At 72.2% G+C, this 22,461-nt stretch carries 20 protein-coding genes; 12 read left to right on the top strand and 8 right to left on the bottom strand.

What is annotated here, in order from left to right; translation table 11 throughout:
- Positions 1 to 117: 117 nt before the first annotated feature.
- Positions 118 to 2,262 (bottom strand): ATP-binding protein, encoded by a 2,145-nt coding sequence (locus ACIBTU_RS29425; RefSeq protein WP_399129545.1) that lies wholly within the window; start codon positions 2,260 to 2,262, stop codon positions 118 to 120.
- A 288-nt stretch (positions 2,263 to 2,550) separates the two neighbouring features.
- Between ACIBTU_RS29425 and gabT the strand changes: the two genes are divergently transcribed.
- The 7 genes from gabT (at position 2,551) to ACIBTU_RS29390 (ending at position 9,559) form a co-directional block, all read left to right on the top strand.
- The gene (gene gabT / locus ACIBTU_RS29420; protein ID WP_399129544.1) at positions 2,551 to 3,885 is read left to right on the top strand and encodes a 4-aminobutyrate--2-oxoglutarate transaminase; all 1,335 of its coding nucleotides are present in this window, start codon (positions 2,551 to 2,553) and stop codon (positions 3,883 to 3,885) included.
- Between the two features lie 415 nt (positions 3,886 to 4,300).
- Positions 4,301 to 4,906, top strand: coding sequence for a phosphatase PAP2 family protein (locus tag ACIBTU_RS29415; RefSeq protein ID WP_399129543.1), 606 nt, complete (start codon positions 4,301 to 4,303; stop codon positions 4,904 to 4,906).
- Positions 4,907 to 5,031: 125 nt separating this feature from the next.
- A complete protein-coding gene (locus tag ACIBTU_RS29410) occupies positions 5,032 to 6,318 on the top strand; it encodes a flavin-containing monooxygenase (RefSeq protein ID WP_399129542.1) in 1,287 nt (428 codons plus the stop codon).
- A gap of 10 nt (positions 6,319 to 6,328) precedes the next feature.
- Positions 6,329 to 6,787, top strand: a complete 459-nt coding sequence (locus tag ACIBTU_RS29405; RefSeq protein ID WP_399129541.1) for a RidA family protein — start codon at positions 6,329 to 6,331, stop codon at positions 6,785 to 6,787.
- Positions 6,784 to 7,458 carry a DUF1028 domain-containing protein gene (locus ACIBTU_RS29400; protein WP_399129540.1) on the top strand — a complete coding sequence of 225 codons (675 nt, stop codon included), beginning with the start codon at positions 6,784 to 6,786 and terminating at the stop codon, positions 7,456 to 7,458. Before ACIBTU_RS29405 ends, ACIBTU_RS29400 begins: the two co-directional genes overlap by 4 nt.
- Positions 7,458 to 8,636 carry a M20 family metallopeptidase gene (locus ACIBTU_RS29395; protein ID WP_399129539.1) on the top strand — a complete coding sequence of 393 codons (1,179 nt, stop codon included), beginning with the start codon at positions 7,458 to 7,460 and terminating at the stop codon, positions 8,634 to 8,636. The genes ACIBTU_RS29400 and ACIBTU_RS29395 overlap by 1 nt, the downstream gene beginning before the upstream one ends.
- Positions 8,633 to 9,559, top strand: a complete 927-nt coding sequence (locus ACIBTU_RS29390) for a LysR family transcriptional regulator (RefSeq protein ID WP_399129538.1) — start codon at positions 8,633 to 8,635, stop codon at positions 9,557 to 9,559. The genes ACIBTU_RS29395 and ACIBTU_RS29390 overlap by 4 nt, the downstream gene beginning before the upstream one ends.
- A 57-nt stretch (positions 9,560 to 9,616) precedes the next feature.
- Here the strand turns inward: ACIBTU_RS29390 and ACIBTU_RS29385 are convergent, their stop codons facing one another.
- The gene (locus tag ACIBTU_RS29385) at positions 9,617 to 10,234 is read right to left on the bottom strand and encodes a TetR/AcrR family transcriptional regulator (RefSeq protein WP_399129537.1); all 618 of its coding nucleotides are present in this window, start codon (positions 10,232 to 10,234) and stop codon (positions 9,617 to 9,619) included.
- 222 nt (positions 10,235 to 10,456) lie between these two features.
- Between ACIBTU_RS29385 and ACIBTU_RS29380 the strand changes: the two genes are divergently transcribed.
- The 4 genes from ACIBTU_RS29380 (at position 10,457) to ACIBTU_RS29365 (ending at position 15,735) form a co-directional block, all read left to right on the top strand.
- Positions 10,457 to 11,932, top strand: a complete 1,476-nt coding sequence (locus ACIBTU_RS29380) for an aldehyde dehydrogenase family protein (RefSeq protein ID WP_399129536.1) — start codon at positions 10,457 to 10,459, stop codon at positions 11,930 to 11,932.
- Between the two features lie 73 nt (positions 11,933 to 12,005).
- The gene (locus ACIBTU_RS29375) at positions 12,006 to 13,373 is read left to right on the top strand and encodes an aspartate aminotransferase family protein (protein ID WP_399129535.1); all 1,368 of its coding nucleotides are present in this window, start codon (positions 12,006 to 12,008) and stop codon (positions 13,371 to 13,373) included.
- A gap of 133 nt (positions 13,374 to 13,506) precedes the next feature.
- Positions 13,507 to 14,997 (top strand): APC family permease, encoded by a 1,491-nt coding sequence (locus ACIBTU_RS29370; protein WP_399129534.1) that lies wholly within the window; start codon positions 13,507 to 13,509, stop codon positions 14,995 to 14,997.
- 135 nt (positions 14,998 to 15,132) lie between these two features.
- On the top strand, positions 15,133 to 15,735 hold the full coding sequence (locus tag ACIBTU_RS29365; RefSeq protein ID WP_399129533.1) for a DUF4822 domain-containing protein: 603 nt from the start codon (positions 15,133 to 15,135) through the stop codon (positions 15,733 to 15,735).
- A gap of 56 nt (positions 15,736 to 15,791) precedes the next feature.
- Here ACIBTU_RS29365 and ACIBTU_RS29360 read toward each other — a convergent pair whose 3' ends face one another.
- On the bottom strand, positions 15,792 to 16,244 hold the full coding sequence (locus ACIBTU_RS29360) for a hypothetical protein (protein WP_399129532.1): 453 nt from the start codon (positions 16,242 to 16,244) through the stop codon (positions 15,792 to 15,794).
- Between the two features lie 142 nt (positions 16,245 to 16,386).
- Here ACIBTU_RS29360 and ACIBTU_RS29355 point away from each other — a divergent pair, with 142 nt between their 5' ends.
- Positions 16,387 to 16,767 carry a DUF4440 domain-containing protein gene (locus ACIBTU_RS29355; protein ID WP_399129531.1) on the top strand — a complete coding sequence of 127 codons (381 nt, stop codon included), beginning with the start codon at positions 16,387 to 16,389 and terminating at the stop codon, positions 16,765 to 16,767.
- 15 nt (positions 16,768 to 16,782) lie between these two features.
- Here the strand turns inward: ACIBTU_RS29355 and ACIBTU_RS29350 are convergent, their stop codons facing one another.
- From ACIBTU_RS29350 to ACIBTU_RS29330, 5 genes are read right to left on the bottom strand one after another with little or no spacing between them, the layout of a single operon-like run.
- Positions 16,783 to 18,210, bottom strand: coding sequence for an NAD(P)/FAD-dependent oxidoreductase (locus ACIBTU_RS29350; RefSeq protein WP_399129530.1), 1,428 nt, complete (start codon positions 18,208 to 18,210; stop codon positions 16,783 to 16,785).
- Positions 18,211 to 18,248: 38 nt separating this feature from the next.
- A complete protein-coding gene (locus ACIBTU_RS29345; protein ID WP_399129529.1) occupies positions 18,249 to 19,037 on the bottom strand; it encodes an ABC transporter permease in 789 nt (262 codons plus the stop codon).
- Positions 19,037 to 19,969: an ABC transporter permease gene (locus ACIBTU_RS29340; protein ID WP_399129528.1), complete on the bottom strand. Its 933-nt coding sequence runs from the start codon at positions 19,967 to 19,969 to the stop codon at positions 19,037 to 19,039. Before ACIBTU_RS29340 ends, ACIBTU_RS29345 begins: the two co-directional genes overlap by 1 nt.
- Positions 19,966 to 21,123, bottom strand: a complete 1,158-nt coding sequence (locus ACIBTU_RS29335) for an ABC transporter ATP-binding protein (protein WP_399129527.1) — start codon at positions 21,121 to 21,123, stop codon at positions 19,966 to 19,968. The genes ACIBTU_RS29340 and ACIBTU_RS29335 overlap by 4 nt, the downstream gene beginning before the upstream one ends.
- 55 nt (positions 21,124 to 21,178) lie before the next feature.
- Positions 21,179 to 22,432, bottom strand: a complete 1,254-nt coding sequence (locus ACIBTU_RS29330) for a spermidine/putrescine ABC transporter substrate-binding protein (RefSeq protein WP_399129526.1) — start codon at positions 22,430 to 22,432, stop codon at positions 21,179 to 21,181.
- Positions 22,433 to 22,461 lie beyond the last annotated feature (29 nt).

The following is a 22,461-nucleotide window of genomic DNA, read 5'->3' as shown; positions in this document are numbered from 1 at the left end:
GGTACGTACGGGTGGCTCTGCGGCGGGCGTTCTGTGAAGCTTTTGGCCGCTCCGTATGAACGTCCTGAGCCGATTCTGCCTCACCGTACGTACTCCCGGCGCCGAAGCGGTGCCTCCTCAGGCGCGCAGGTCCACCAGGAGCGGCGGCGCGTGGTCGCCGCGCACGGTGGTGAGGGAGAGGACGGCGTGGCCGGGCGGCACGGCGTGCGCGAGGTCGGAGGCGGACCAGCGTTCGCGTTCGACCTGGCGGACGGTGACGGCGCGGGCCGTCGGCGCCCGCCCGGTGATCACGCGGCGCACGGCGTGCAGCGCCTTGCCGGCCGGGGTCTCGGCGATGATCTGCCGGTCGGTGACGTCGCGGGCCTCGGTCCACTCCTTGCCCCAGACCTCGGCGAAGTCCTGGCCGTCCCAGGGGGTGAGCCCGGACAGGGCCATGCGGCAGCCGACCGCGCCGAGCAGCGGGGAGCGCAGCGGCCGGGGCACGTCGTCGAGGGTGCGCAGGGTGAGGACGGCGCCCGCGTTGGCCGAGCGCAGGCGCTGGACGCCGCGGACGGACTGCGGGGTGATGGTGCCGGTCGCGTCGTCGAGCACGAGGCAGGCGAACAGGGAGCGGTCCTCGCGGACGGCGACGCTGGCGGTGAACTGGGCGAGGACGAGCCGGGCGAGGATCCGGGAGGCGTCGGCGTGGCCACGTTCGGGCAGGTCGATGCGGACCCGGACGGGGTGGTCGAGGGCGCGCAGGGAGAAGGGCCGGGTGGCGCCGGAGGTGTCGAAGAAGGAGGCGAAGGCGGGCCGGTCGAGCAGGGCGACGCGGTCGGCGAGCACGGCGCCGACGTCGCCGGGGTGGCCCAGTTGCCGTTCGCGCGCGTCGAGTTCGCGGAGCATCGCGTGGTGGCCGGCGTCGGTGAGGGCGGTGCGCAGGGCGCCGAGCGCGGCGGGCGCCCCGTCGAGCAGCTGCCGCAGCTCGGGCACGGACGGGAAGCGGCCGTGGACGGCGTGGTAGGGACCGAGGAGCTGGGCGAGGACGGTGGTGGAGCGCCGGCTGTCGCCGCCGGGGTGCGGGTCGGCGAGGTCGCCGACGAGGGCTTCGGCGAGCACGGCCGCGGCCTCGTCGGGGTCGGTGCTGCCGCCGTACAGGTCGAGGTCGTGGACGGAGTCGGGGGCGCCGACGCGGACGACGACGTCGTACGTGTCCTGCGCGCCGAGCCCCGCGCCGGCTGCGCCGACGACGACCACGGCGGCCCGTCCGGCGAGGGCGCCGAGGCAGAGGGACTCGGCGAGCGGCCACACGACGCTGCCGGTCTTGCCGGAGCCGGGCGGGCCGACGGCGAGCAGCGAGGTGCCGATCAGGTCGGGGCCGAGGGCGAGGCCGACGCCCCGGTAGGAGTAGGGGTTGCGCTCGTCGTCGGCGGCCGCGCCGATCCTGACCTGGGCGGTGGCGAGGTCGTGGCGGGCGGCGCGGGCGGGCAAGTCGCGGGTGCCGGAGGGGTGCGGGCAGGCGGCGGCGCCCTCCTTGGCGACGGCGGCGGTGAAGGCGGCGAGGCTGTGCCGGCCGCGCTTGACGCCCTGCCAGGCGCGGGCGATGCGGGCGTGGTCGACATCGCGCATGAGTCCGGCGCGGGCGTCGGCGCCGAGCCGCTCGGCGGCGGCCTCGGCCCCGGCCTCGCGCAGCTGCGGCCAGGTGGCGGGGTCCTCGTCGGGGGCGGGCGGGCGCACGGTCGGCGCGGGTGCGGCCCGGCGCCAGGCGGGGTAGCCGAAGCGGCGCCACAGTTCGCCCCAGCGGCCGAGCCGGCCGACGCCGACCATGATCCCGACGGCGAAGACGGCGTAGTAGAGGTACACGACGACGACCGAGGCGAAGGAGTGCGGGGAGGCCCAGGAGTCCGGGATCATCGCGTACAGCGGGAGCAGCCACCAGCCGCCCAGGTAGCCGTTCCACAGCAGGGACCAGACGAGCCAGCCGACGAGGAAGGCGATCAGGGCGCCGCTGAGCAACTGGCGGGTCGGGGTGCGCTCGGGTTCCTGCTCGGGGCGCGGCCGGTGGCCGAAGCGCCAGACGCCCGGTGCAGCGGCGGGCCGCGGGGTGCGCAGCCAGGTCAGGAAGGTGCCGCCCGCCGAGCTGCCCCGCTCCCCCGGCGCGTGCGCGGGCCGGGGCGGGGGCGTGACGGGTCGTGCCGGATGCGGCACCGCCGCCCCGCGCGCTCCCGTGCCGTCCCGGACGCCCCGCTCCCTGGCGGCGCCGCTCGTGCCCTCGGTGTCCATGGCCCTTGCCCCCTGACCTGCCGGTCCATCGGTCGGACCGTCCGTCGATCCGGCCTCAATTTAGTGCCCGATCCAAGGGAGTTCACCGCTTACGCGGCCCACCGGCACGGACTGGCCGGGAATCCCATGTGTCCATGGCGGACAACAGTCCTGCCGAATCCCACCCCGATGGAGCATGACCACCCCACCGGGGCGGCCCTAACCTGCGAAGGAACCCCCGAAGAAACCGGCGAAACCGGACCCACGCGGATCCCGGCACAGCCGCCCCACCTGAACCAGGAGCCCCGCATGAGCGACATCCCGCAGGAGCGCCGCGTCGTCACCGCCATCCCCGGCCCGAAGTCGCAGGAGCTGCAGCAGCGCCGCCTCGCCGCCGTCGCCGCGGGCGTGGGCTCCACGCTGCCGGTCTTCACCGCCCGCGTGGACCGCGGCATCATCGAGGACGTCGACGGCAACCGTCTGATCGACTTCGGTTCCGGCATCGCCGTGACGTCGGTCGGCGCCTCCGCCGAGGCCGTGGTCCGCCGCGCCTCCGCCCAGCTCCAGGACTTCACCCACACCTGTTTCATGGTCACGCCGTACGAGGGCTACGTGGCCGTCGCCGAGGCGCTGGCCGAGCTCACGCCGGGTGACCACGCCAAGAAGTCGGCCCTGTTCAACTCGGGCGCCGAGGCCGTCGAGAACGCGGTCAAGATCGCCCGCGCGTACACCAAGCGCACCGCGGTCGTCGTCTTCGACCACGGCTACCACGGCCGTACCAACCTCACCATGGGCATGACGGCGAAGAACATGCCGTACAAGCACGGCTTCGGCCCGTTCGCCCCCGAGGTCTACCGCGTCCCGGTCGCCTACGGCTACCGCTGGCCGACCGGCGCCGAGAACGCCGGCCCCGAGGCCGCCGCCCAGGCGATCGACAACATCACCAAGCAGATCGGCGCGGAGAACGTCGCCGCGATCGTCATCGAGCCGGTGCTCGGCGAGGGCGGCTTCATCGAGCCGGCCAAGGGCTTCCTGCCGGAGATCGTGAAGTTCGCCAACGACAACGGCATCGTGTTCGTCGCGGACGAGATCCAGTCCGGCTTCTGCCGCACCGGCCAGTGGTTCGCGTGCGAGGACGAGGGCATCGTCCCCGACCTGATCACGACCGCCAAGGGCATCGCGGGCGGTCTGCCGCTCGCCGCCGTGACGGGCCGCGCCGAGATCATGGACGCCGCGCACGCGGGCGGCCTCGGCGGCACCTACGGCGGCAACCCGGTGGCCTGCGCCGGTGCGCTCGGCGCCATCGAGACGATGAAGGAGCTCGACCTCAACGCCAAGGCGAAGGAGATCGAGACCACGATGAAGGCCCGCCTCACGGCGATGCAGGAGAAGTTCGCCGTCATCGGCGACATCCGCGGCCGCGGCGCGATGATCGCCATCGAGCTGGTGAAGGACCCGGCCACCAAGGAGCCGCACCCGGAGGCCGCCGCCGCGCTCGCCAAGGCCTGCCACGCGGAGGGCGTCCTCGTCCTCACCTGTGGCACCTACGGCAACGTGCTGCGCTTCCTGCCGCCGCTCGTCATCGGCCAGGACCTCCTCAACGAGGGTCTCGACGTCATCGAGAGCGCCTTCGCGGCGCTCTGATCACCGCTTTCGCACGGCCCGGCCGACGCCGCCGTCACGGATGACCGTTCCGTGACCTGCGGTAACGGTCGGGCCGTGTGAAGAAGGTGTGGGGGGCCGAAGGGGGGTTGGCCAACCGTCTGTCGCCCCCTCACCCCCTGACGTACGGTTTCTGCAGATGAGAGAAACACCTCGCCCACGGGGGACTGTGGGCGACGCCGGGTCGGAGCCTCCCCAGCCCCGCCCTGGTCGTGCCCTCGCGCACACACCCGGAGCTTCCGGCTCCGGAACTCCTCACCGATCGGACGGTCGCCCGCCCCAAACCCCCCGGGGCGCGCGGCACGCCGATCAGTTCGGCCGGCCCGGAACCACCCCCCCTGTTCCGGGCCGGCCGACCATTTTTCTCCCCCCGCTGCGACCCCTTCTGCGGCCCCTCGTGTGGGCCCTTCTCTTCGCCGCGCTCACGTGGCAGGTCGCGGCCTCCGGCCCGCTCCTCGGTCCCGACGAGCGCCTCGGCGACGCGCTGCGCACCATGTCCGCGATCCCCTCCGGCCCCGCCGAGTTCTTCGCCGACCTGGGCAATCCGCCGGTCGCCCTGCCGATCCTGGCGGCGGCCCTCGCGTACGCCACCTGGCGCACCCGCAGTTGGCATCCCGCGGCGATCGCCGCCCTGACCATGACCCTGGTCCCGGCCCTCGTGGCCCCGCTCCAGTCCCTGATCGCCCGCCCCGGCCCGCCGCCGATGTCCCCCGAGACCGGCTTCTACCCCTCGGGGCACGCGGCGACGGCGGCGGTCGCCTACGGCCTGTGCGCGCTCCTCCTGCGCCCGCGCCTCCCCGCCCGTTTCCGCCGCGCACCTCTCGTCGGCTGCGCCGCACTGAACCTCGCGGTGGGCCTCGGCCTGGTCCACCAGGGCTACCACTGGCCCCTCGACGTCCTCGGCGGCTGGCTGCTCTCGCTCACGCTGCTCGACGTCTGCGCGTGGGTGTGGACGCGGGTCCGGGGTCGGGGTCGGGGTCGGACAGAAGCGCCTCACCTCTGATTTTCCGATAGCTCAGCGCGGAAACATCTGTTCGACAGAAGTCGAGGGGCGGCCCACGATGGCTGTGCGGCAGCCCGGGGCGTCAGTGCGACACCGGGAGGCGCTGCCGCCGGAGGGAGGCTGACATGTCGAGTGAAGTGACCGAAGTGGTCGTCGTCGGGGCCGGACAGGCCGGGGTGGCCATGAGTGAGCACCTGGGGGCCCACGGCGTCCCGCACCTCGTGCTCGAGCGGGACCGGATCGCCGAGCGGTGGCGCACCGGGCGCTGGGACTCCCTCGTCGCCAACGGGCCCGCGTGGCACGACCGGTTCCCCGGGATGGAGTTCGCGGACGTCGAGCCCACCGCGTTCGCCGGGAAGGACCAGGTCGCCGACTACTTCGCCGCGTACGCCGAGAAGATCGACGCGCCGGTGCGCTGCGGCGTCGAGGTGACCTCGGTGCGCCGGCACACCGGGCGGCCCGGGTTCCGGGTCGAGACGTCCGCGGGAAGCATCGACGCGCGCTACGTCGTGGCCGCCACCGGGCCGTTCCAACGGCCGGTGTTCCCGCCGATCGTGCCGGACGGCGCCGTGCCCGTGCAGATCCACTCCCACGCGTACCGCAATCCGGGGCAGCTGCCCGAGGGCGCGGTCCTCGTCGTCGGCGCCGGGTCGTCCGGTGTGCAGATCGCCGACGAACTGCGCCGGTCGGGGCGCCGGGTGTTCCTGTCCGTCGGGCCGCACGACCGTCCGCCGCGCTCGTACCGCGGCCGCGACTTCTGCTGGTGGCTCGGGGTGCTCGGGCTGTGGGACGCGGAGACGCCGCCGCAGGGCGCCGAGCACGTGACCATCGCGGTCAGCGGCGCGCGCGGCGGTCACACCGTGGACTTCCGCACGCTCGCCGCCGACGGGATCGAGCTCCTCGGCATGACCGAGTCCTACGAGGACGGCGTGCTGCGCATCGCCCCGGACCTCGCCGGGAACATCGCCGCCGGCGACGAGAAGCACCTCGCGCTGCTGCGCGCCGCCGACGCGTACGTGGAGCGCAACGGGCTCGACCTGCCCGAAGAGCCCGAGGCGCACGTCCTCGGCCCGGAGCCGGACTGCGTGACCGAGCCCCGCGACCGGCTCGACCTGGCCGAAGCCGGGGTCACCTCGATCGTCTGGGCCACCGGGTACACCGCCGACTACGGCTGGCTCCAGGTCGACGCGTTCGACGAGAACGGACGGCCCGCGCAGCGGCGCGGCGTGTCCACCGAGCCCGGCGTGTACTTCCTCGGCCTGCCCTGGCTCTCGCGGCGCGGCTCCAGCTTCATCTGGGGCGTCTGGCACGACGCCCGGCACGTCGCCGACCACATCGCGATCCAGCGCGGCTACCTCGCCCACGACGCCGCCGCGTCCGACCCCGCCACCTCCGCAACCCACCAGGACTGAGGAGCAGTTGATGACCTCCAGCAGCCACGCCGCGCCGATCGTCGCCGGCGGACACACCCGCGTCCGCCCGTTCAACACCCGTGACACCTACCCCGAGCAGAGCCTCGACAACGACCTGTGCCAGGCGGTCGTCGCCGGGAACACCGTGTACGTGCGCGGGCAGATCGGCCAGGACCTGGACACCAGCGAGTCCGTGGGTATCGGGGACGCCGAGGCCCAGGCCGAGCAGGCCATGGCCAACATCAAGATGCTGCTCGAAGAGTCCGGTGCCCGTATGGAGCACCTGGTCAAGCTGACGATCTACCTCGTCGACCCGCGCTACCGCGAGGCCGTGTACCGCACGGTGGGCCGCTGGACCAAGGGCGTCCACCCCATCTCCACCGGCCTGGTCGTCTCCGCCCTCGCCCGGCCGGAGTGGCTGTGCGAGATCGACGCGATCGCCGTGATCCCCGGGGGTGAGGGCGCGTGACCTTCTCCCTCGTGGTGCGCGACGGCGGACGGTTCGGCATCGCGGTCAGCTCGTCGAGCCCCGCGGTCGCCGCCCGCGTCGCCCATCTGCGGCCGGGCGTCGGCGCGGCCGCGTCGCAGAACGTCACCGACCCCACCCTGGGCCCGGACCTCCTCGACGAACTCGCGGAGCACGGTGATCCGGAGCGCGCCCTGGAAGCGGTCACCGGGCACCCGCGCAACGAAAAGAGCATCCAGTACCGGCAGTTGACGGTCCTGGGCCGCTCCGGCCCGGGTTTCGCCTTCAGTGGTGCGCAGACCCTCGGCACCTACGCGACGGCGACCATGGACGGCGCGGTGGCCGCGGGCAACATGCTCTCCGGGACCCATGTCCCGGGCGTCATGCTGGACGCCTTCGCGGCCGCCACGGGCGAGCTGGAGGAGCGCCTGATCGTCGCCATGCGGGCCGCCCTGGAGGCCGGCGGCGAGGAGGGTCCGGTGCACTCCGCCGGGCTCGCGGTCGTCGCCGACGCCGGCTGGCGGGTCACCGACCTGCGCGCGGACTGGGCCGAGGACCCGATCGGCCGGCTCGCCGAGCTGGTCGGGGTCTGGCTGCCGCAGCGCGACGACTACGTGCGGCGCGGTCTCGACCCGGCGTCGGCTCCGTCGTACGGCGTGCCGGGAGACCTGTGATGCGGCGGCTCAAGGAAGCCTCCCGGGCGGCCGTCGCGCGGCACGCGGAAGCGCTGATCGCCCTGTCGGAGCGGCTGCACGCCGACCCGGAGACGGCGTGGGAGGAGCACCGGGCGGCCGCCGCCGTGCCCGCACTCCTGGAGCGCGCCGGGTTCGACGTGACCGCGTCCTACCTGGGGCTCGACACCGCGTTCCACGCCCGGTTCGGCAGCGGCCCGGTGCGGATCGCGCTGTGTGCGGAGTACGACGCGCTGCCCGGTCTGGGCCACGCGTGCGGGCACAACCTCATCGCCGCGAGCGCGGTGGGTGCCGCTCTCGGGCTTGCCGCCGTCGCCGACGAGGCGGGGCTCACCGTCGAGGTGTACGGGACCCCGGCCGAGGAGGGCGGCGGCGGCAAGATCGAGCTGCTCGACCGGGGCGCCTTCCAGGGCGTGGACCTCGCGATGATGGTGCACCCGGCGCCCGTCGACGTGGCCGAGGCCCGGCCCTTCGCGGTCAGCCACTCGAAGATCGGCTACACGGGGAAGTCGGCGCACGCCGCGGCCTACCCGGAGGCGGGGGTCAACGCCGCGGACGCGTTCACCGTGGCCCAGGTCGCGATCGGGCTGCTGCGTCAGCAACTGCCGCCCTCGGCGCGGGTGCACGGTGTCGTCACGCACGCGGGTGACGCGCCGAACGCCATCCCGGAGCGGGCGACGGGCCGTTGGTACGTGCGGGCCGAGACGCTCGCCGAACTCGCCGCACTCGAACCGCGCGTGATGCGGGCGTTCGAGGCCGGCGCCCTCGCGACCGGCTGCGAGCTGAGCGTCGAGGCGGAGAGCAAGCCGTACGCGGAGTTCCGCGCGGACGAGGGCGCGCTCGCGCACTACCGGGCGAACGCGGTGGCGCTGGGCCGCGAGTTCGCCCCGCCCGGTCAGGCGGCGCGCATGAACCGCGCGTCGACCGACATGGGCAACGTGTCGCAGGTGGTGCCCGCGATCCACCCGTACATCGGCATCGGTTCGCTGCCCGCGACCAACCACCAGCGGGAGTTCGCGGCGCACTGCGTCGGCGGCCCCGCCGAACGGGCGCTGCTCGACGGGGCCGCGGCCCTGGCCTGGACGGGCATCGACCGCGCCACCGGTAGGGTCGCCACGGAATCGGGGCACGAGGATCACGGGCACAAGGGTCGGGCATGACATCACCGGTGGGGTTCACCCTCGTTCAGCTGCGCTACTTCCTCGTGGCGGCGGAGCGGGGGTCGATGTCGGAGGCGTCGGCGGAGCTCCACATCGCCCAGTCCGCGGTCTCCGCGGCGATCCACAACCTGGAGAACGACCTGTCGGCGCAGCTGTTCATCCGGCGCCGGGGCAAGGGCCTGACCCTGACCCCGGCCGGGGAGCGGCTGCAGCACCAGGCCCGTGAACTCCTCGCCCGGGCACGGGAGATGGAGCGGGAGGCCCGGGGCGAGGGCGACGCGCTCACCGGCCCGGTGACGGTCGGCTGCTTCGTGACGCTGGCCCCGCACTACCTGCCGCGCCTGTTCACCGAGTGCACCCGGCGCCATCCGGGCATCGAGGTGAACGTGGTGGAGGGCGAGACCGACCAGCTCGTCGGGGCGCTGAAGGCAGGCCGGGTCGACTTCGCGCTCGCCTACGGTCTGGGCCTGGCGACCGAGCCGGAGCTGCACGGCGAGACCGTCGCGCGGGCCCCGGCGTACGCGGTCGTCGCGGCGGACCACCCGCTCGCCGGGCGCGGCCCGGTGCACCTGGCGGAGCTGGCCTCGGAGCCCCTGGTGCTGCTCGACCTGCCGCACAGCCGCGACTACTTCCGCTCGCTGCTCGCCGCGGCCGGCGTCTCGCCCGACGTGCGCTACCGCACCCAGAGCTACGAGACGGTTCGCTCGCTGGTCGCGCGCGGGCTCGGCTTCTCGCTGCTCAACCAGCGGCTGCCGATCACCCAGACGTACGGCGGCGGCGAGGTCGCGGAGCTGGAGCTGCGCGATCCGGGGCCGCCGCTCGACGTGCGGATCGCGTCGGTGAAGGGCGTGACGCAGACGGCCCGGGCCCGCGCGGTGCGGGACGTGCTGCGGGACATCGCGCGCGACACCGGCCCGCTCTGAACCACGTTTCTGAACGGACGTTCTGAACCGGCGTTCTGAACCGGCGTTCAAATCAGCTCAGAGCTCGGCGCATCCCGTGATCGCCCGTGCGTGGGCCAGGATCAGCGCGCGGGCGCTCTCGGGTCGCACCGCCGCGTTGTGGCTGATGATGTGCAGCCCGTACCCGTCCTCCATGGCGACGAGCCCGTGCGCGAGATCGCGGGCGCTCGCGCCGAGGGTGAACGCGCCGGTGGCGGCGCCGACCTCGAGCGCCGTCGTGTAGAGCGCGACCTCGCGGGCGTAGAGCGAGGTCATCAGTTCGGCGTGCCCGGGGCTGCGTCCGGCGCGCCGGTGCAGTTCGTAGAGCAGTCCGTGCACGGCGTTCTCGGTGCTGTCGGGCAGGCCGCTGGCGACCAGCGCGCGCAGGCGGGCCACGGCGTCGCCGGCCGGGGCGTCCTCGTAGGCCTGCTGGCGCGAGGACAGGAAGCTCTCCACGGCGCCGCGGTGCACCTCGAGGACGAGGTCGCCGAGCTCGGGGTAGTAGTACAGCACCGAGCCCTGCGAGACGCCCGCCTCGTCGGCGATGTCCTTGATCCGCAGGCCCTCGAGTCCGCGCTGCGCGATGGCCCGACCCGCCGCGGTGACGAGGGCCTCTCTGCGCGCCGTCTGGTTCCTCGGCCTGCCCACTTTCCCCATGGCGGGGATTCTCTGCCACGCGGACCAATTTCTGCAAGAAGAGTCTGCCGGGAGCATTGACGGGCGCTTCGGCAATTGTTTGAATCTCAGCTCAAAGAACGCGACCAGTCGAGCGCAGCCCGCTGCACACAGATCCCGGGGGTCCCCCGCGGAGCCGGGCCCCCTGTCTCACCTCGCCTCACCCCGCCTCACCCGCCTCACCTCGTAAGCGAAGGCCACACCATGACGACGTACTCGCACTGGCGGCAGCGCGCCGCCGAGCTCGTGCCGCGCACGCGCCTGTTCATCGACGGAGCCTGGAGCGACCCCACGGGTGACACCGGGTACGTCCCGACCGTGAACCCGGCGACGGGCAAGACCGTCGCCGAGGTCGCCGCCGCGTCCGCGGCGGACGTGGACCGGGCGGTGGCCGCGGCGCGGACCTCGTTCGAGGACGGCCGCTGGTCGCGCACCGCTCCGGCGGAGCGCCGGCGCGTCCTGCTCGCCCTGTCCCGGCTGATCGAGGAGAACGCCGAGGAGCTCGCCCTGTGCGACACCCTCGACATGGGCAAGCCGATCGCCGAGTCGTACGGCACGGACGTGCCCGGCGCGGCCGGCGTCTTCGCCTGGTACGCGGAGGCCGTCGACAAGCTCTACGACGAGGTCGCCCCGGCCCCGCCCGGGAACCTGGCGCTGGTCCGCCGGGCCCCGCTGGGCGTGGTCGGCGCGGTCGTGCCGTGGAACTTCCCGCTGGACATCGCGGTCTGGAAGCTGGCGCCCGCCCTGGCCGCGGGCAACAGCGTGGTGCTGAAGCCGGCCGAGCAGTCGCCGCTGTCGGCGCTGCGCCTGGCCGAGCTGGCCGTCGAGGCCGGGCTGCCCGACGGTGTGCTCAACGTGGTGCCGGGCCCCGGTGAGGTGACCGGCCGCGCGCTGGGGCTGCACGGGGACGTCGACACCCTCGTCTTCACCGGTTCCACCGCCGTCGCCAAGCGCTTCCTCGGCTACGCCGCCGAGTCGAACATGAAGCAGGTCTGGCCGGAGGCCGGCGGCAAGAGCCCGAACGTCGTCTTCGCGGACGCCGACCTGGAGGCCGCCGCCGAGCGCGCCGCCTGGGGCTTCGTCTACAACACCGGGCAGGTCTGCTCCGCCAACACCCGCCTGCTCGTGGAGGCCTCGATCGCCGAGGAGTTCACCGCGAGGGTGGCCGAGCACGCGCGCGGATGGCTGCCCGGCGACCCGCTGGACCCGGCCACCCGGCTCGGCCCGCTGGTCGACGAGGCGCAGGCCGAGCGGGTCGTCGCGGCCGTCGCGGCGTCCGGCGGCACCGTCGTGTGCGGCGGCACCCGCCCCGACCGCGAGGGCGCCTACGTCGACCCCACGATCGTCACCGGCCTCGGCCCGGACGCCCCGCTGGTCCGCGAGGAGCTCTTCGGCCCCGTCCTCACGGTCGTGCCGTTCCGCGACGAGGCCGAGGCGATCCGCCTCGCGAACGACTCCGCGTACGGGCTCGCCGCCAGCGTGTGGACCCGGGACCTGGCCCGCGCGCACCGCGTCGCGGACGCCCTCACCGCCGGGACCGTCTCCGTGAACACGGTGGACGCGCTCAGCCCGTTCACCCCGTTCGGCGGCTTCAAGCAGTCCGGCTACGGACGCGACCTCTCGCTGCACTCCTTCGACAAGTACACCGGCCGGAAGACCACCTGGATCGCCTACGGCTGACCGGCGCACCGCCGCCCGGCCGCCCCGACCACTTCCCCGCCACGCCCACGAGCAACAAGGGAGCACCACCGCCATGACCCACGACGCAGCCGAACTCGCCCGCCTCGACCGGGCGCACATCATCCACCCGTACCTGCCGGGCTCCGCGACCGAGCGCGTCGTCATGACCGAGGGCTCCGGCTGCCGGCTGACCGACTCCGAGGGGCGCGGCTACCTCGACGCGACCGGCGGTCTGTGGCTCGCGCAGGTCGGTCACGGCCGCGAGGACCTGGCGGACGTCGCCCACGAGCAGATGAAGAAGCTGGAGTACTTCACCAGCTTCTGGGAGTTCTCCAACGACCGCGCCATCGCGCTCGCCGCCCGCCTCGCCGAGATCGCGCCCGACCCGCTGAACCACGTGTACTTCACGTCGGGCGGCTCCGAGGGCAACGAGGCGGCCATCAAGATGGCCCGCTACTACCACCACCGGCGCGGCGACACCGACCGCACCTGGATCCTCGCGCGCAGCAAGGCGTACCACGGCATCGGCTACGGCGGCGGCTCCGCGACCGGCTTCCCGCTGTACCACGAGGGCTTCGCCCCGATGATGCCGCACGTCAGCCACCTCACCCCGCCGTGGCCGTACCGCTCGGAGCTCTACGGCGGGGAGGCCCGCACGCCGGAGCAGGTCACCGACTTCCTGATCCGCGAGCTGGAGGAGCGGATCGCGGAGATCGGCCCGGACAAGATCGCGGCGATGATCGGTGAGCCGATCATGGGCGTCGGCGGCATGCTCGTCCCGCCGGCCGACTACTGGCCGCGCGTGCGCGAGGTCCTGGACCGGCACGGCATCCTGCTGATCTTCGACGAGGTCGTCACGGCGTACGGGCGCGTGGGCCAGTGGTTCGCCGCCCAGCACTTCGGCGTGACGCCCGACATCATCGTCACCGCCAAGGGCATCACCTCGGGTTACGTGCCGCTGGGCGCGCTGCTGGTCGCGGACCAGGTCGCCGAGGTGCTGCTGCGCGACCACGGCTTCCCGATGGGCTACACGTACAACGGCCACCCGGTCGCCACGGCGGTCGCCCTCGCGAACCTCGACATCATCGAGAACGAGGGCCTGCTCGGGCGGGCCACCGAGATGGGCGCGTTCCTCCACGGCGAACTGCAGGCGCAGCTGGGCGAGCTGCCGATCGTCGGCGAGATCCGCTCGGTCGGCATGATGCTGGCCGTCGAGCTCGTCGAGGACCGCGAGACGCGCGTGCCGCTGCCGCTCGACCCGGCCAACATGCCGCACGACGTGATCCGCCGCGAGACCGGTGTCATCGTCCGCGACTCCGCGCACAGCCTGGTGCTGTCGCCGCCGCTGATCATGACCGAGGCCGAGGCCAAGGAGGCGGCGTCCGCGCTGCGCGGCGTGCTCGAGCGCACCGCGCCCACGGGCGAGATCCGCGGGGCCTGACCCCGTCCGGGAGGCCCGGTCCCCGCCGGGCCTCCCCCGTCCGCTCCGCCCGACACGGATCCCACACCGTCCCGCGGCCCTCCGCCGCCCCCGCAGTCTCCGCAGTCCCCTCTACCCCGCCAAGGAACTGCCCGTGTCCTCCCACCTCTCCCCCGCCGCACCGCATGCCGCCGACGAGGCGCCGGACGCCCCGGCCGGGCTCCGACGCAGCCTCAAGCGCTTCGACATCACCGCCATGGCCATCGCCGCGGTCATCTCCTTCGACACCGTCGGGCAGATCGCCACCGGCGGCGGCGAGGCGGTCACCTGGACCGCGGCGCTCGCCCTGTTCTTCCTGGTCCCCTACGCCCTGCTGTTCGCCGAGACCGGCGCCGCGTTCCCGCAGGAGGGCGGCCCGTACGTCTGGGTGAAACTGGCGCTCGGCCGGCCCGCGGCCGCTCTCACCACGCTCTTCTACTGGGTCACCAACCCGATCTGGCTGGGCGGTTCGCTGGTCTTCCTCGCCGCCGAGACGTGGGACGGCTTCGTCTTCCACCTCGGCTCGGGCACCGTCGCCGACTACGTCTTCAAGCTGCTGTTCGTCTGGGCCGCGATCCTCACCGCCGTGGTGTCGCTGAGCCGCGGCAAGTGGATCACCACGATCGGCGCCCTGGTCAAGGTGCTGTCCCTCACCCTCTTCACTCTCACCGCCACGCTCTACGGCATCGAGAACGGGTTCCACGGTCTGGCCGAGGCCCACTTCAGCCCGACCGCGGCCGGCTTCCTGGCCCTCGTGCCGATCCTGCTGTTCGCGTACGTCGGCTTCGAGGCGCCCAACGCCGCCGGCGAGGAGATGCACGACCCGCAGAAGGACGTGCCCGCCGCGCTGGGCCGCTCCGCGACCGTCGCGGCCGCCTGCTATCTGCTGCCCGTGCTCGCGCTGCTCGCCGTCGTGCCGGTCAAGCAGGTCACCGGGATCGGCGGCTTCATGGAGGGTGCGCGGCTCGTCTTCGGCGTCTACGGTCCGGCCGCCGGGCCCCTGTTGACCACGACCGCCGTGATGTTCGTCTTCGCCCTCCTGACCCAGGGCAGCGCCTGGATGATCGTCAGCGACCGGATGCAGGCGATGGCCGCGGCCGACGGCGGCTTCTTCACCCGCAAGCTCGGCGCCTTCCACCCGAAGCTGGGCACGCCGGTCCGCACCAACCTGCTCTCCGGCGCGGTGGCCACGCTGTTCATGCTCACCGCCATGCAGCTCGCCGACGGGGACGCCGGGGCCGTCTTCGCCGTGGTGCTCACCGTCGCCGTGACGACGCTGCTGCTGTCGTACCTCGTCGTCGTGCCCGCGCTCGTGCTGCTCCGGCTGCGCCGGCCCGAGGTCGAGCGGCCGTACCGGGTGCCCTTCGGTGACCGGGGCTTCCTCGCCTGCGCCGGTCTGGTGTACGCGTGGATCCTGGTCGGCTCCTGGTCGGCCCTGTTCCCCGGCGTCCTCGAGAACGTCTTCGGCATCGCGTACGACTTCCGGGACGTCTGGGGAGTCTCCCGGCTCTCCTTCGAGACGTTCACTCTGGGTACGGTCGCTCTGCTCCTGGTCGTGGGCACGATCGGTGTCCGAGTGGCCCGCCGGGAACGCGCCGCCGAGTAGCTGATAGGGCTGCTCAGGACCGGGCGTCCGTGCGTCACGGCCGTCCGGTCGACGCGCGTATCGGCAATCCAGGGCATCCATCAGTAGCCGATCGGATGACATGCCGGCCCCGGTACCGCCCCTAGCGTTGAGGACATGAGCCTCACTCGAATCTCCCGTCGTTCCGTTCTCACCGCGTCCGCGATCGCGATCGCCGTGTCCGCCCTGGTGCCCGTCTCGGCCATGGCCGCCGACGCGCCCGCCGCACCGGCTGCCGCGTCCGCGGCGCAGAAGCAGGCCGCGACCCCGTCCGACGTGCTCGCCTCCACCCCGTGGAAGACCACCGGCGCCGTCGACCAGGACGGCAACCGCGTCGCCCTCGACGACCCGGCCGTGTCGAACTTCGTGGGCTGGGCGTACTTCGACGCCGACGGCACGTACACCATGTACAACCTCGACGACAGCCCGAAGCTGCACGGTGACTGGACCGTCACCGCCGACGGCTCCGAGCGCTGGATCAACGCGAAGGACGCGAACGGCAAGGTGCTCTTCGAGCGCACCGTTCCGATCGTCCAGCTCGACAAGAACGTGTTCACCTACCGCGTCTTCCCGGACGCGGACAACACCGACGTGTACTACGACATCGTGCACACCAAGACCAACCACGTGGAGCCCGGCACGGACGGCCGCGGCCCCGGCGCGAACGGCAACCAGGGCGGCAACGGCGACTACCACTTCAACAACGGAAACGCCCGCTGATCACCCTCCGCTGAATCGTGCCCTTCCGCCCACCGCCGGGCGGAAGGGCACACGCGTCAGCCCGGGCGGCCCGGGCCGGCGGCTGCCTCGTGCAGGGCCAGTTCGAGGACCGAAGGGTCCGTGAGGGTGCCCGATCCGTCGGGTGGGACGAGCCAGCGGACGGCGCCGGTCGCACGGCCGGGGCGGGGGACCACGATCCAGGTCCCGTGCCCCGCGCCCCGCACTCCCGTACCGACCCAGCGGGCCGCCGTGCCGGCCGGGACGAAGAAGCCCATGCGGGCGTCGCCGAAGTCGGCGAGGACGGGGCCCGGCCGGTCGATGACGCGGGTCAGCACGTCGAGCGTTCGGTAGCCGAGTTCGGCCGGCAGGATCAGCACGTCCCAGCGCCGGCCCGCGGGCAGCAGCGCGACGCCTCGCGGGTCGCGCTCCCATGCGCGGCGGCAGGCGGCCGGGTCCGGCGCCACCGCCGCGAGCCATTCGACCGCCGGCCCGTTCGCCGAGTCCGTCATGGCGGGTCCTCCCTGTTGCTGTGACGCGTGACGCATGACGCGTTCCGTTCACAGAGGAGAGGGGCAAGGGGGCGCCGCATTACGCGGGTTCGGCCGGCTTCCTCGCGGACTTCTTCGCGGGCCCGCCCGTTACAGTGCGCCCATGACGGACGACGAGCGGCAGATCCAGGCGGCGATCGAGGGCGAACTGCGCCTGCTCGAACCGGCGGTGCGCGCCGACGACGCGCGGGTGAGCGCGCTGCTCGACCCGGAGTTCTTCGAGTTCGGCGCGTCCGGGCGGCGTTGGGACCGGACGACGATCCTGGAGGCGACGGGCGCGGTGCCGGACGGGCCCGAACTTCCGGTCGTGGTCACGGAGATGGCGGGGACCGTGCTCGCGCAGGGCGTCGTGCATCTGACGTATCACGCGGACCACGGCGACCGCCGGGTCCGCCGCAGCTCGCTGTGGCGCCGCCACCCGGAGGCCGGGTGGCGGCTGTACTTCCATCAGGGGACGCCTACGCCTATGCCTACGAAGGAGTAGGCAAAAAAGGAGGCGTCAGCTGTCGAAGCCGAGGCCGACGGAGTCCATCGCCTTCAGCCACAGGTTGCGCCGGCCGCCGTTGTCGTCGGCGCGGGCCAGCGACCACTTGGTGAGCGCGATGCCGGTGTAGGCGAACGGCTCGGGCGGGAACGGCAGCGGCTTCTTGCGGACCATCTCGAGTTCGGTGCGCTCGGTGCGCTCGCCCGAGAGAAGGTCCAGCATCACGTCCGCGCCGAAGCGGGTCGCGCCGACCCCGAGCCCGGTGTACCCGGCGGCGTAGGAGACCCGCCCGCCGTGAGCCGTGCCGAAGAACGCGGAGAACCGCGAGCAGGTGTCGATCGCGCCGCCCCACGCGTGGGAGAAGCGCAGGCCCTCCAGCTGCGGGAAGCAGGTGAAGAAGTGGTCCGCGAGCTTGGCGTAGGTCTCGGGCCGGTGGTCGTGCTCGGCGCGGACCTTCCCGCCGTAGGGGTAGATCGCGTCGTAGCCGCCCCACAGGATCCGGTTGTCGGCGGAGAGCCGGAAGTAGTGGAACTGGTTGGCGCTGTCGCCGAGGCCCTGGCGGTTCTTCCAGCCGATCGAGGCCAGCTGCTCCGCGCTGAGCGGCTCGGTCATCAGCGCGTAGTCGTAGACCGGGACGGTGTACGAGCGGACGCGCTTGACCAGGGACGGGAAGACGTTGGTGCCGAGGGCGGCGTGCCGCGCGAAGATCCGGCCGTACGGGGTGCGGACGGCGAGGCCCGCTCCGCTGGAGGCCAGCTGGGTCGCGGGCGTGTTCTCGTAGATCCGGACGCCGAGGTCGAGGCAGGCCTGCTTGAGGCCCCAGGCGAGCTTGGCGGGGTGCAGCATGGCGACGCCGCGCCGGTCGTGCAGCGCGCCGAGGAAGGTCGGGGAGTCGACCTGCTCCCGGGTCTGGTCGGCGTCGAGCATCTCCAGGCCGTCGGCGAGACCGGCCTCCTGCAGCTCGGTGTGGAACTCGCGCAGTTCGGCGACCTGGTGCGGCTGGGTCGCCACGTCCAGTTCGCCGGTGCGCTCGAAGTCGCAGTCGATGGAGTAGCGGGCGACCGCCGCCTCGATCGCGTCGAGGTTGGCGGCGCCCAGCTCCTCCAGCTTGTGGATCTCGTCGGGCCAGCGGGCGAGCCCGTTGGCCGTGCCGTGCGTGAGGGAGGCGGCGCAGAAACCGCCGTTGCGCCCGGAGGCGGCCCAGCCGATCTCGCGGCCCTCGACGAGGACGACGTCCCGGCCGGGGTCGCGCTCCTTGGCGATCAGCGCGGTCCACAGGCCGCTGTAGCCGCCGCCGACGACGAGCAGGTCGCACCGCTCGTCACCGGTCAGCGCCGGCAGCGCCGCCGGGCGCCCCGGGTCGTCCAGCCAGTACGCGACGGGCTGGGCGTCCGCGAGGGCGGCGGTCCAGCGGCTCTGACGATTCATGGCGCCAGCGGCCATGATTCCAACTCCCTCAGAAATGAGCAGTCCCCTGAGACTCAGGCGACCTTGTTCTTTCGCTTGCCGGCGAGCATGCCGACAAGGACGCACAGTACGGCGACCAGGAACATGGCCGTACCGATGACATTGATCTGAACGGGTGTGCCGCGCTGCGCCGAGCCCCACACGAACATGGGGAAGGTGACCGTGGATCCCGCGTTGAAGTTCGTGATGATGAAGTCGTCGAAGGAGAGCGCGAAGGCGAGCAGCGCTCCCGCCGCGATGCCCGGTGCCGCGATCGGCAGGGTGACGCGGAGGAAGGTCTGGACGGGGCCGGCGTAGAGGTCCTGCGCGGCCTGTTCCAGTCGGGGGTCCATCGACATGACGCGCGCCTTGACGGCGGTCACCACGAAGCTGAGGCAGAACATGATGTGGGCGATCAGGATGGTCCAGAAGCCCAGCTGGGCGCCCATGTTGAGGAACAGGGTGAGCAGCGAGGCCGCCATGACGACCTCGGGCATCGCCATGGGCAGGAAGATCAGCGAGTTGATCGCGCCGCGCGCCCGGAAGCGGTAGCGGACGAGGGCGAAGGCGATCATCGTGCCGAGCACGGTCGCGCCGATCGTGGCCCACAGGGCGATCTGGAGGCTGAGCGACAGCGAGCCGCACATGTCGGCGACGCCGCAGGGGTTCTTCCAGGCGTCGAGGCTGAACTCCTGCCACTCGTAGTTGAAGCGGCCCTTCGGTTTGTTGAAGGAGAAGGCCGTGACGACGACGTTCGGCAGGAGGAGATAGGCGAGGGTGATCAGACCCGCGATCACCACGAGGTTCTTCCGCAGCCAGCGCATCAGACGAGGTCCTCCGTTCCGGCCCGCCGGATGTAGACGGTGACCATCACGAGAATGGCCGCCATGAGGATGAAGGAGAGGGCGGCCGCGGTCGGATAGTCGAGGATGCGCAGGAACTGCGTCTGGATGACGTTGCCGACCATGCGGGTGTCCGTGGAGCCGAGGAGGTCCGCGTTCACGTAGTCGCCGGCCGCCGGGATGAAGGTGAGCAGGGTGCCGGAGACGACGCCGGGCATCGACAGCGGGAAGGTCACCTTGCGGAAGGTGGTGGCGGGCGAGGCGTAGAGGTCGCCCGCGGCCTCGTGCAGCCGGCCGTCGATCCGCTCCAGGGAGGTGTAGAGCGGCAGGATCATGAACGGCAGGAAGTTGTACGTGAGGCCGCAGATCACGGCGAGCGGGGTGGCGAGGACGCGGTCGCCCTCGGTCATCCCGAGCCAGGTCGTGACGTCGAGGACGTGCAGCGAGTTGAGGGCGCCGACCACGGGTCCGCCGTCCGCGAGGATCGTCTTCCAGGCGAGGGTGCGGATCAGGAAGCTGGTGAAGAACGGGGCGATCACCAGGACCAGGACGACGTTGCGCCAGCGGCCCGCGCGGAAGGCGATGAGGTAGGCGAGCGGGTAGCCGAGCACCAGACACAGGAGCGTGGCGCAGCCGGCGTACAGGACGGAGCGCAGGAACTGCGGGTAGTAGTCGGTGAGCGCGTCCCAGTACGTGGCGAAGTGCCAGGTGACCTTGAACCCGTCCTCGAGGGAGCCCTGCTGCACCGAGGTGGAGGCCTGGTAGACCATCGGCAGGGCGAAGAAGACGATCAGCCAGAGGATGCCGGGCAGCAGCAGCCAGTACGGGACGAGGCGGCCGCGCTTGCGGATCTTGCGGGGCGGTTCCTCCGCCGGGGCGGGCGCCAGTGGCGGCGCTTCGGTGACAGTGCTCATGCGGCCGTGTCCTCCGAGACCTTCTCCACGCCCGCGTCGGCGTCCTGGTCCGCGTCGAGCCCGAACGTGTGCGCGGGGTTCCAGTGGAGGACGACCTCGGCGCCGGGCGTGAGGCGGCTGTCGCGCTCGATGTTCTGGGCGTAGACCTCGAACGAGTCGCTGAGCGGGGTGTCGATGACGTACTGCGTGGAGACGCCGATGAAGCTGCTGTCGGCGATGGTGCCGGTGATGCGGTTGCGGTCCTCGGGGATGGTGCCCGCGTCGTCGGTGTGCGTGAGGGAGATCTTCTCGGGGCGTACGCCGACGAGGACCTTGCCGCCCGCTTCCGTGTCCGCGGTGCAGCGCTCGGCGGGCAGCGAGAGCTTGCCGTCGCCCGCGCGCAGGGTGAGCTCGTCGCCCGCGCGGCCGGCGATCTCGGCCTCGATGAAGTTCGAGGTGCCGAGGAAGTTGGCGACGAAGGTCGAGCGCGGGTTCTCGTACAGGTCGGTGGGGGCACCGAGCTGTTCGACGACGCCCTGGTTCATCACGGCGACGGTGTCGGCCATGGTCATGGCCTCTTCCTGGTCGTGCGTGACGTGGATGAAGGTGATGCCGACCTCGGTCTGGATGCGCTTGAGCTCCAGCTGCATCTGGCGGCGCAGCTTGAGGTCGAGGGCGCCGAGGGGCTCGTCGAGCAGCAGCACCTTGGGGTGGTTGATGAGCGCGCGGGCGACCGCGACGCGCTGCTGCTGGCCGCCGGAGAGCTGGTGCGGCTTCTTGCGGGCGTGCTCGCCGAGCTGGACCAGGTCGAGCATCTCGTCGACCTGCTTCTTCACCGACTTGATGCCGCGCCGGCGCAGGCCGAAGGCGATGTTCTCGAAGATGTCGAGGTGCGGGAAGAGCGCGTACGACTGGAAGACGGTGTTCACGGGCCGCTTGTAGGGCGGCAGGTTCGTGACGTCCTGGTCGCCGAGGAGGACGGTGCCGGTGGTCGGCTCCTCCAGGCCCGCGATCATGCGCAGGGTGGTGGTCTTGCCGCAGCCGGAGGCGCCGAGGAGGGCGAAGAAGGAGCCCTGGGGCACGGTGAGGTCGAGCGGACGGACGGCCGTGAAGCCGTTGTCGTACGTCTTGCTGATCCCGGTGAGACGGACGTCGCCGCCGTGGTCGGTCGTCATGGTGAGTCCAAGGATTCGTCGGGGACGGGGGCGGTGCGGGTGGCGGAGGGCCGGTTCAGCCGCCGGTGAGCTGGGCGAACTTCTCCTCGAACGCGGTCTCTTCCTTGGCCGTCAGGGAGCGGAAGCCGTGTCCCTTGGACTGCATGGCCTTGTCGGGAACGATCAGCGGGTCGTTCGCGATGTCCTTGTCGATCTTGGCGAGCTCGGGCCGGACGATGCCGGTGTCCAGCGGGCTCACGTAGTTGATCCACCCGGCGAGCTGCGCGCCGACGGCCGGCTCGTAGTAGTAGTCGATGAGCCGCTCGGCGTTCGTCTTGTGGCGCGCCTTGTTGGGGATCAGCATGCTGTCGGTCGCGGTAATGTAACCGGCGTCCGGGATGGCGAACTTGACGTGCGGGTTGTCCGCCTGGAGCTGCACGACGTCACCGGCCCAGGCCAGACAGGCCGCGAGGTCGCCCTTGCTGAGGTCGGCGATGTAGTCGTTGCCGGTGAAGCGGCGCACCTGCCCGCGGTCGACGGCCTTCTGGAGGCGGGCGATCGCCGCGTCGAAGTCGTCGGCCTTGAAGGTGCGGGGGTCCTTGCCCATGTCGAGCAGGGTCATGCCGACGCTGTCGCGCATCTCGGACAGCAGGCCGACCTTGCCCTTGAGCTTGGGGTCCTCGAGCAGCTCGGTGACCGAGGTGATCTCCTTGCCGCCGGTCGCCTTGGTGTTGTACGCGATGACGGTGGAGACGCCCTGCCAGGGGTACGAGTAGGCGTGCCCGGGGTCCCAGTCGGGATTGCGGAACTGGGGCGCCAGGTTGGTGAAGGCGTGCGGCAGGTTGGCGGGGTCGAGCTTCTGCACCCAGCCGTAGCGCACGAGCCGGGAGGCGATCCAGTCGGTGAGGACGATCAGGTCGCGGCCGGTGTCCTGGCCGGCCGCGAGCTGCGGCTTGATCTTGCCGAAGAACTCGACGTTGTCGTTGATGTCCTCGGTGTACTTGACCTGGATCCCGGTGCGCTTGGTGAACGCCTCCAGCGACGGGCGGTGCTTCTCGTCGTCGCTCATGTCGATGTACTCGGTCCAGTTGGAGAAGTTGATGACCTTCTCCTTGGCCGAGTGGTCCTCGGACGTGCCGGCGCCCTGGGACTTGCTCGCGGCGGGAATGCCGCAGCCGGTGAGCGCCCCGAGGCCGCCGACGGCGAGTGCGCCGCCGGCCGAGGCGCGCAGCAGGGAGCGGCGGGTCATCGCGGCCCTGCCGTTCCTGAAGCTGCGCCGCATGGCGGCCAGTTGGGCCGGGGAAAGGCGGTCGGGCTCGTACTGCTCCATGCGCGTGGTGCCCTTTCGGGATGGTGGCC

Source organism: Streptomyces sp. NPDC050145 (genome assembly GCF_044460245.1).
In the GTDB taxonomy this organism is placed as follows: domain Bacteria; phylum Actinomycetota; class Actinomycetes; order Streptomycetales; family Streptomycetaceae; genus Streptomyces.
Note: the sequence above shows the minus strand (reverse complement) of the source record. Positions and strands in the feature narration are given on the sequence as shown.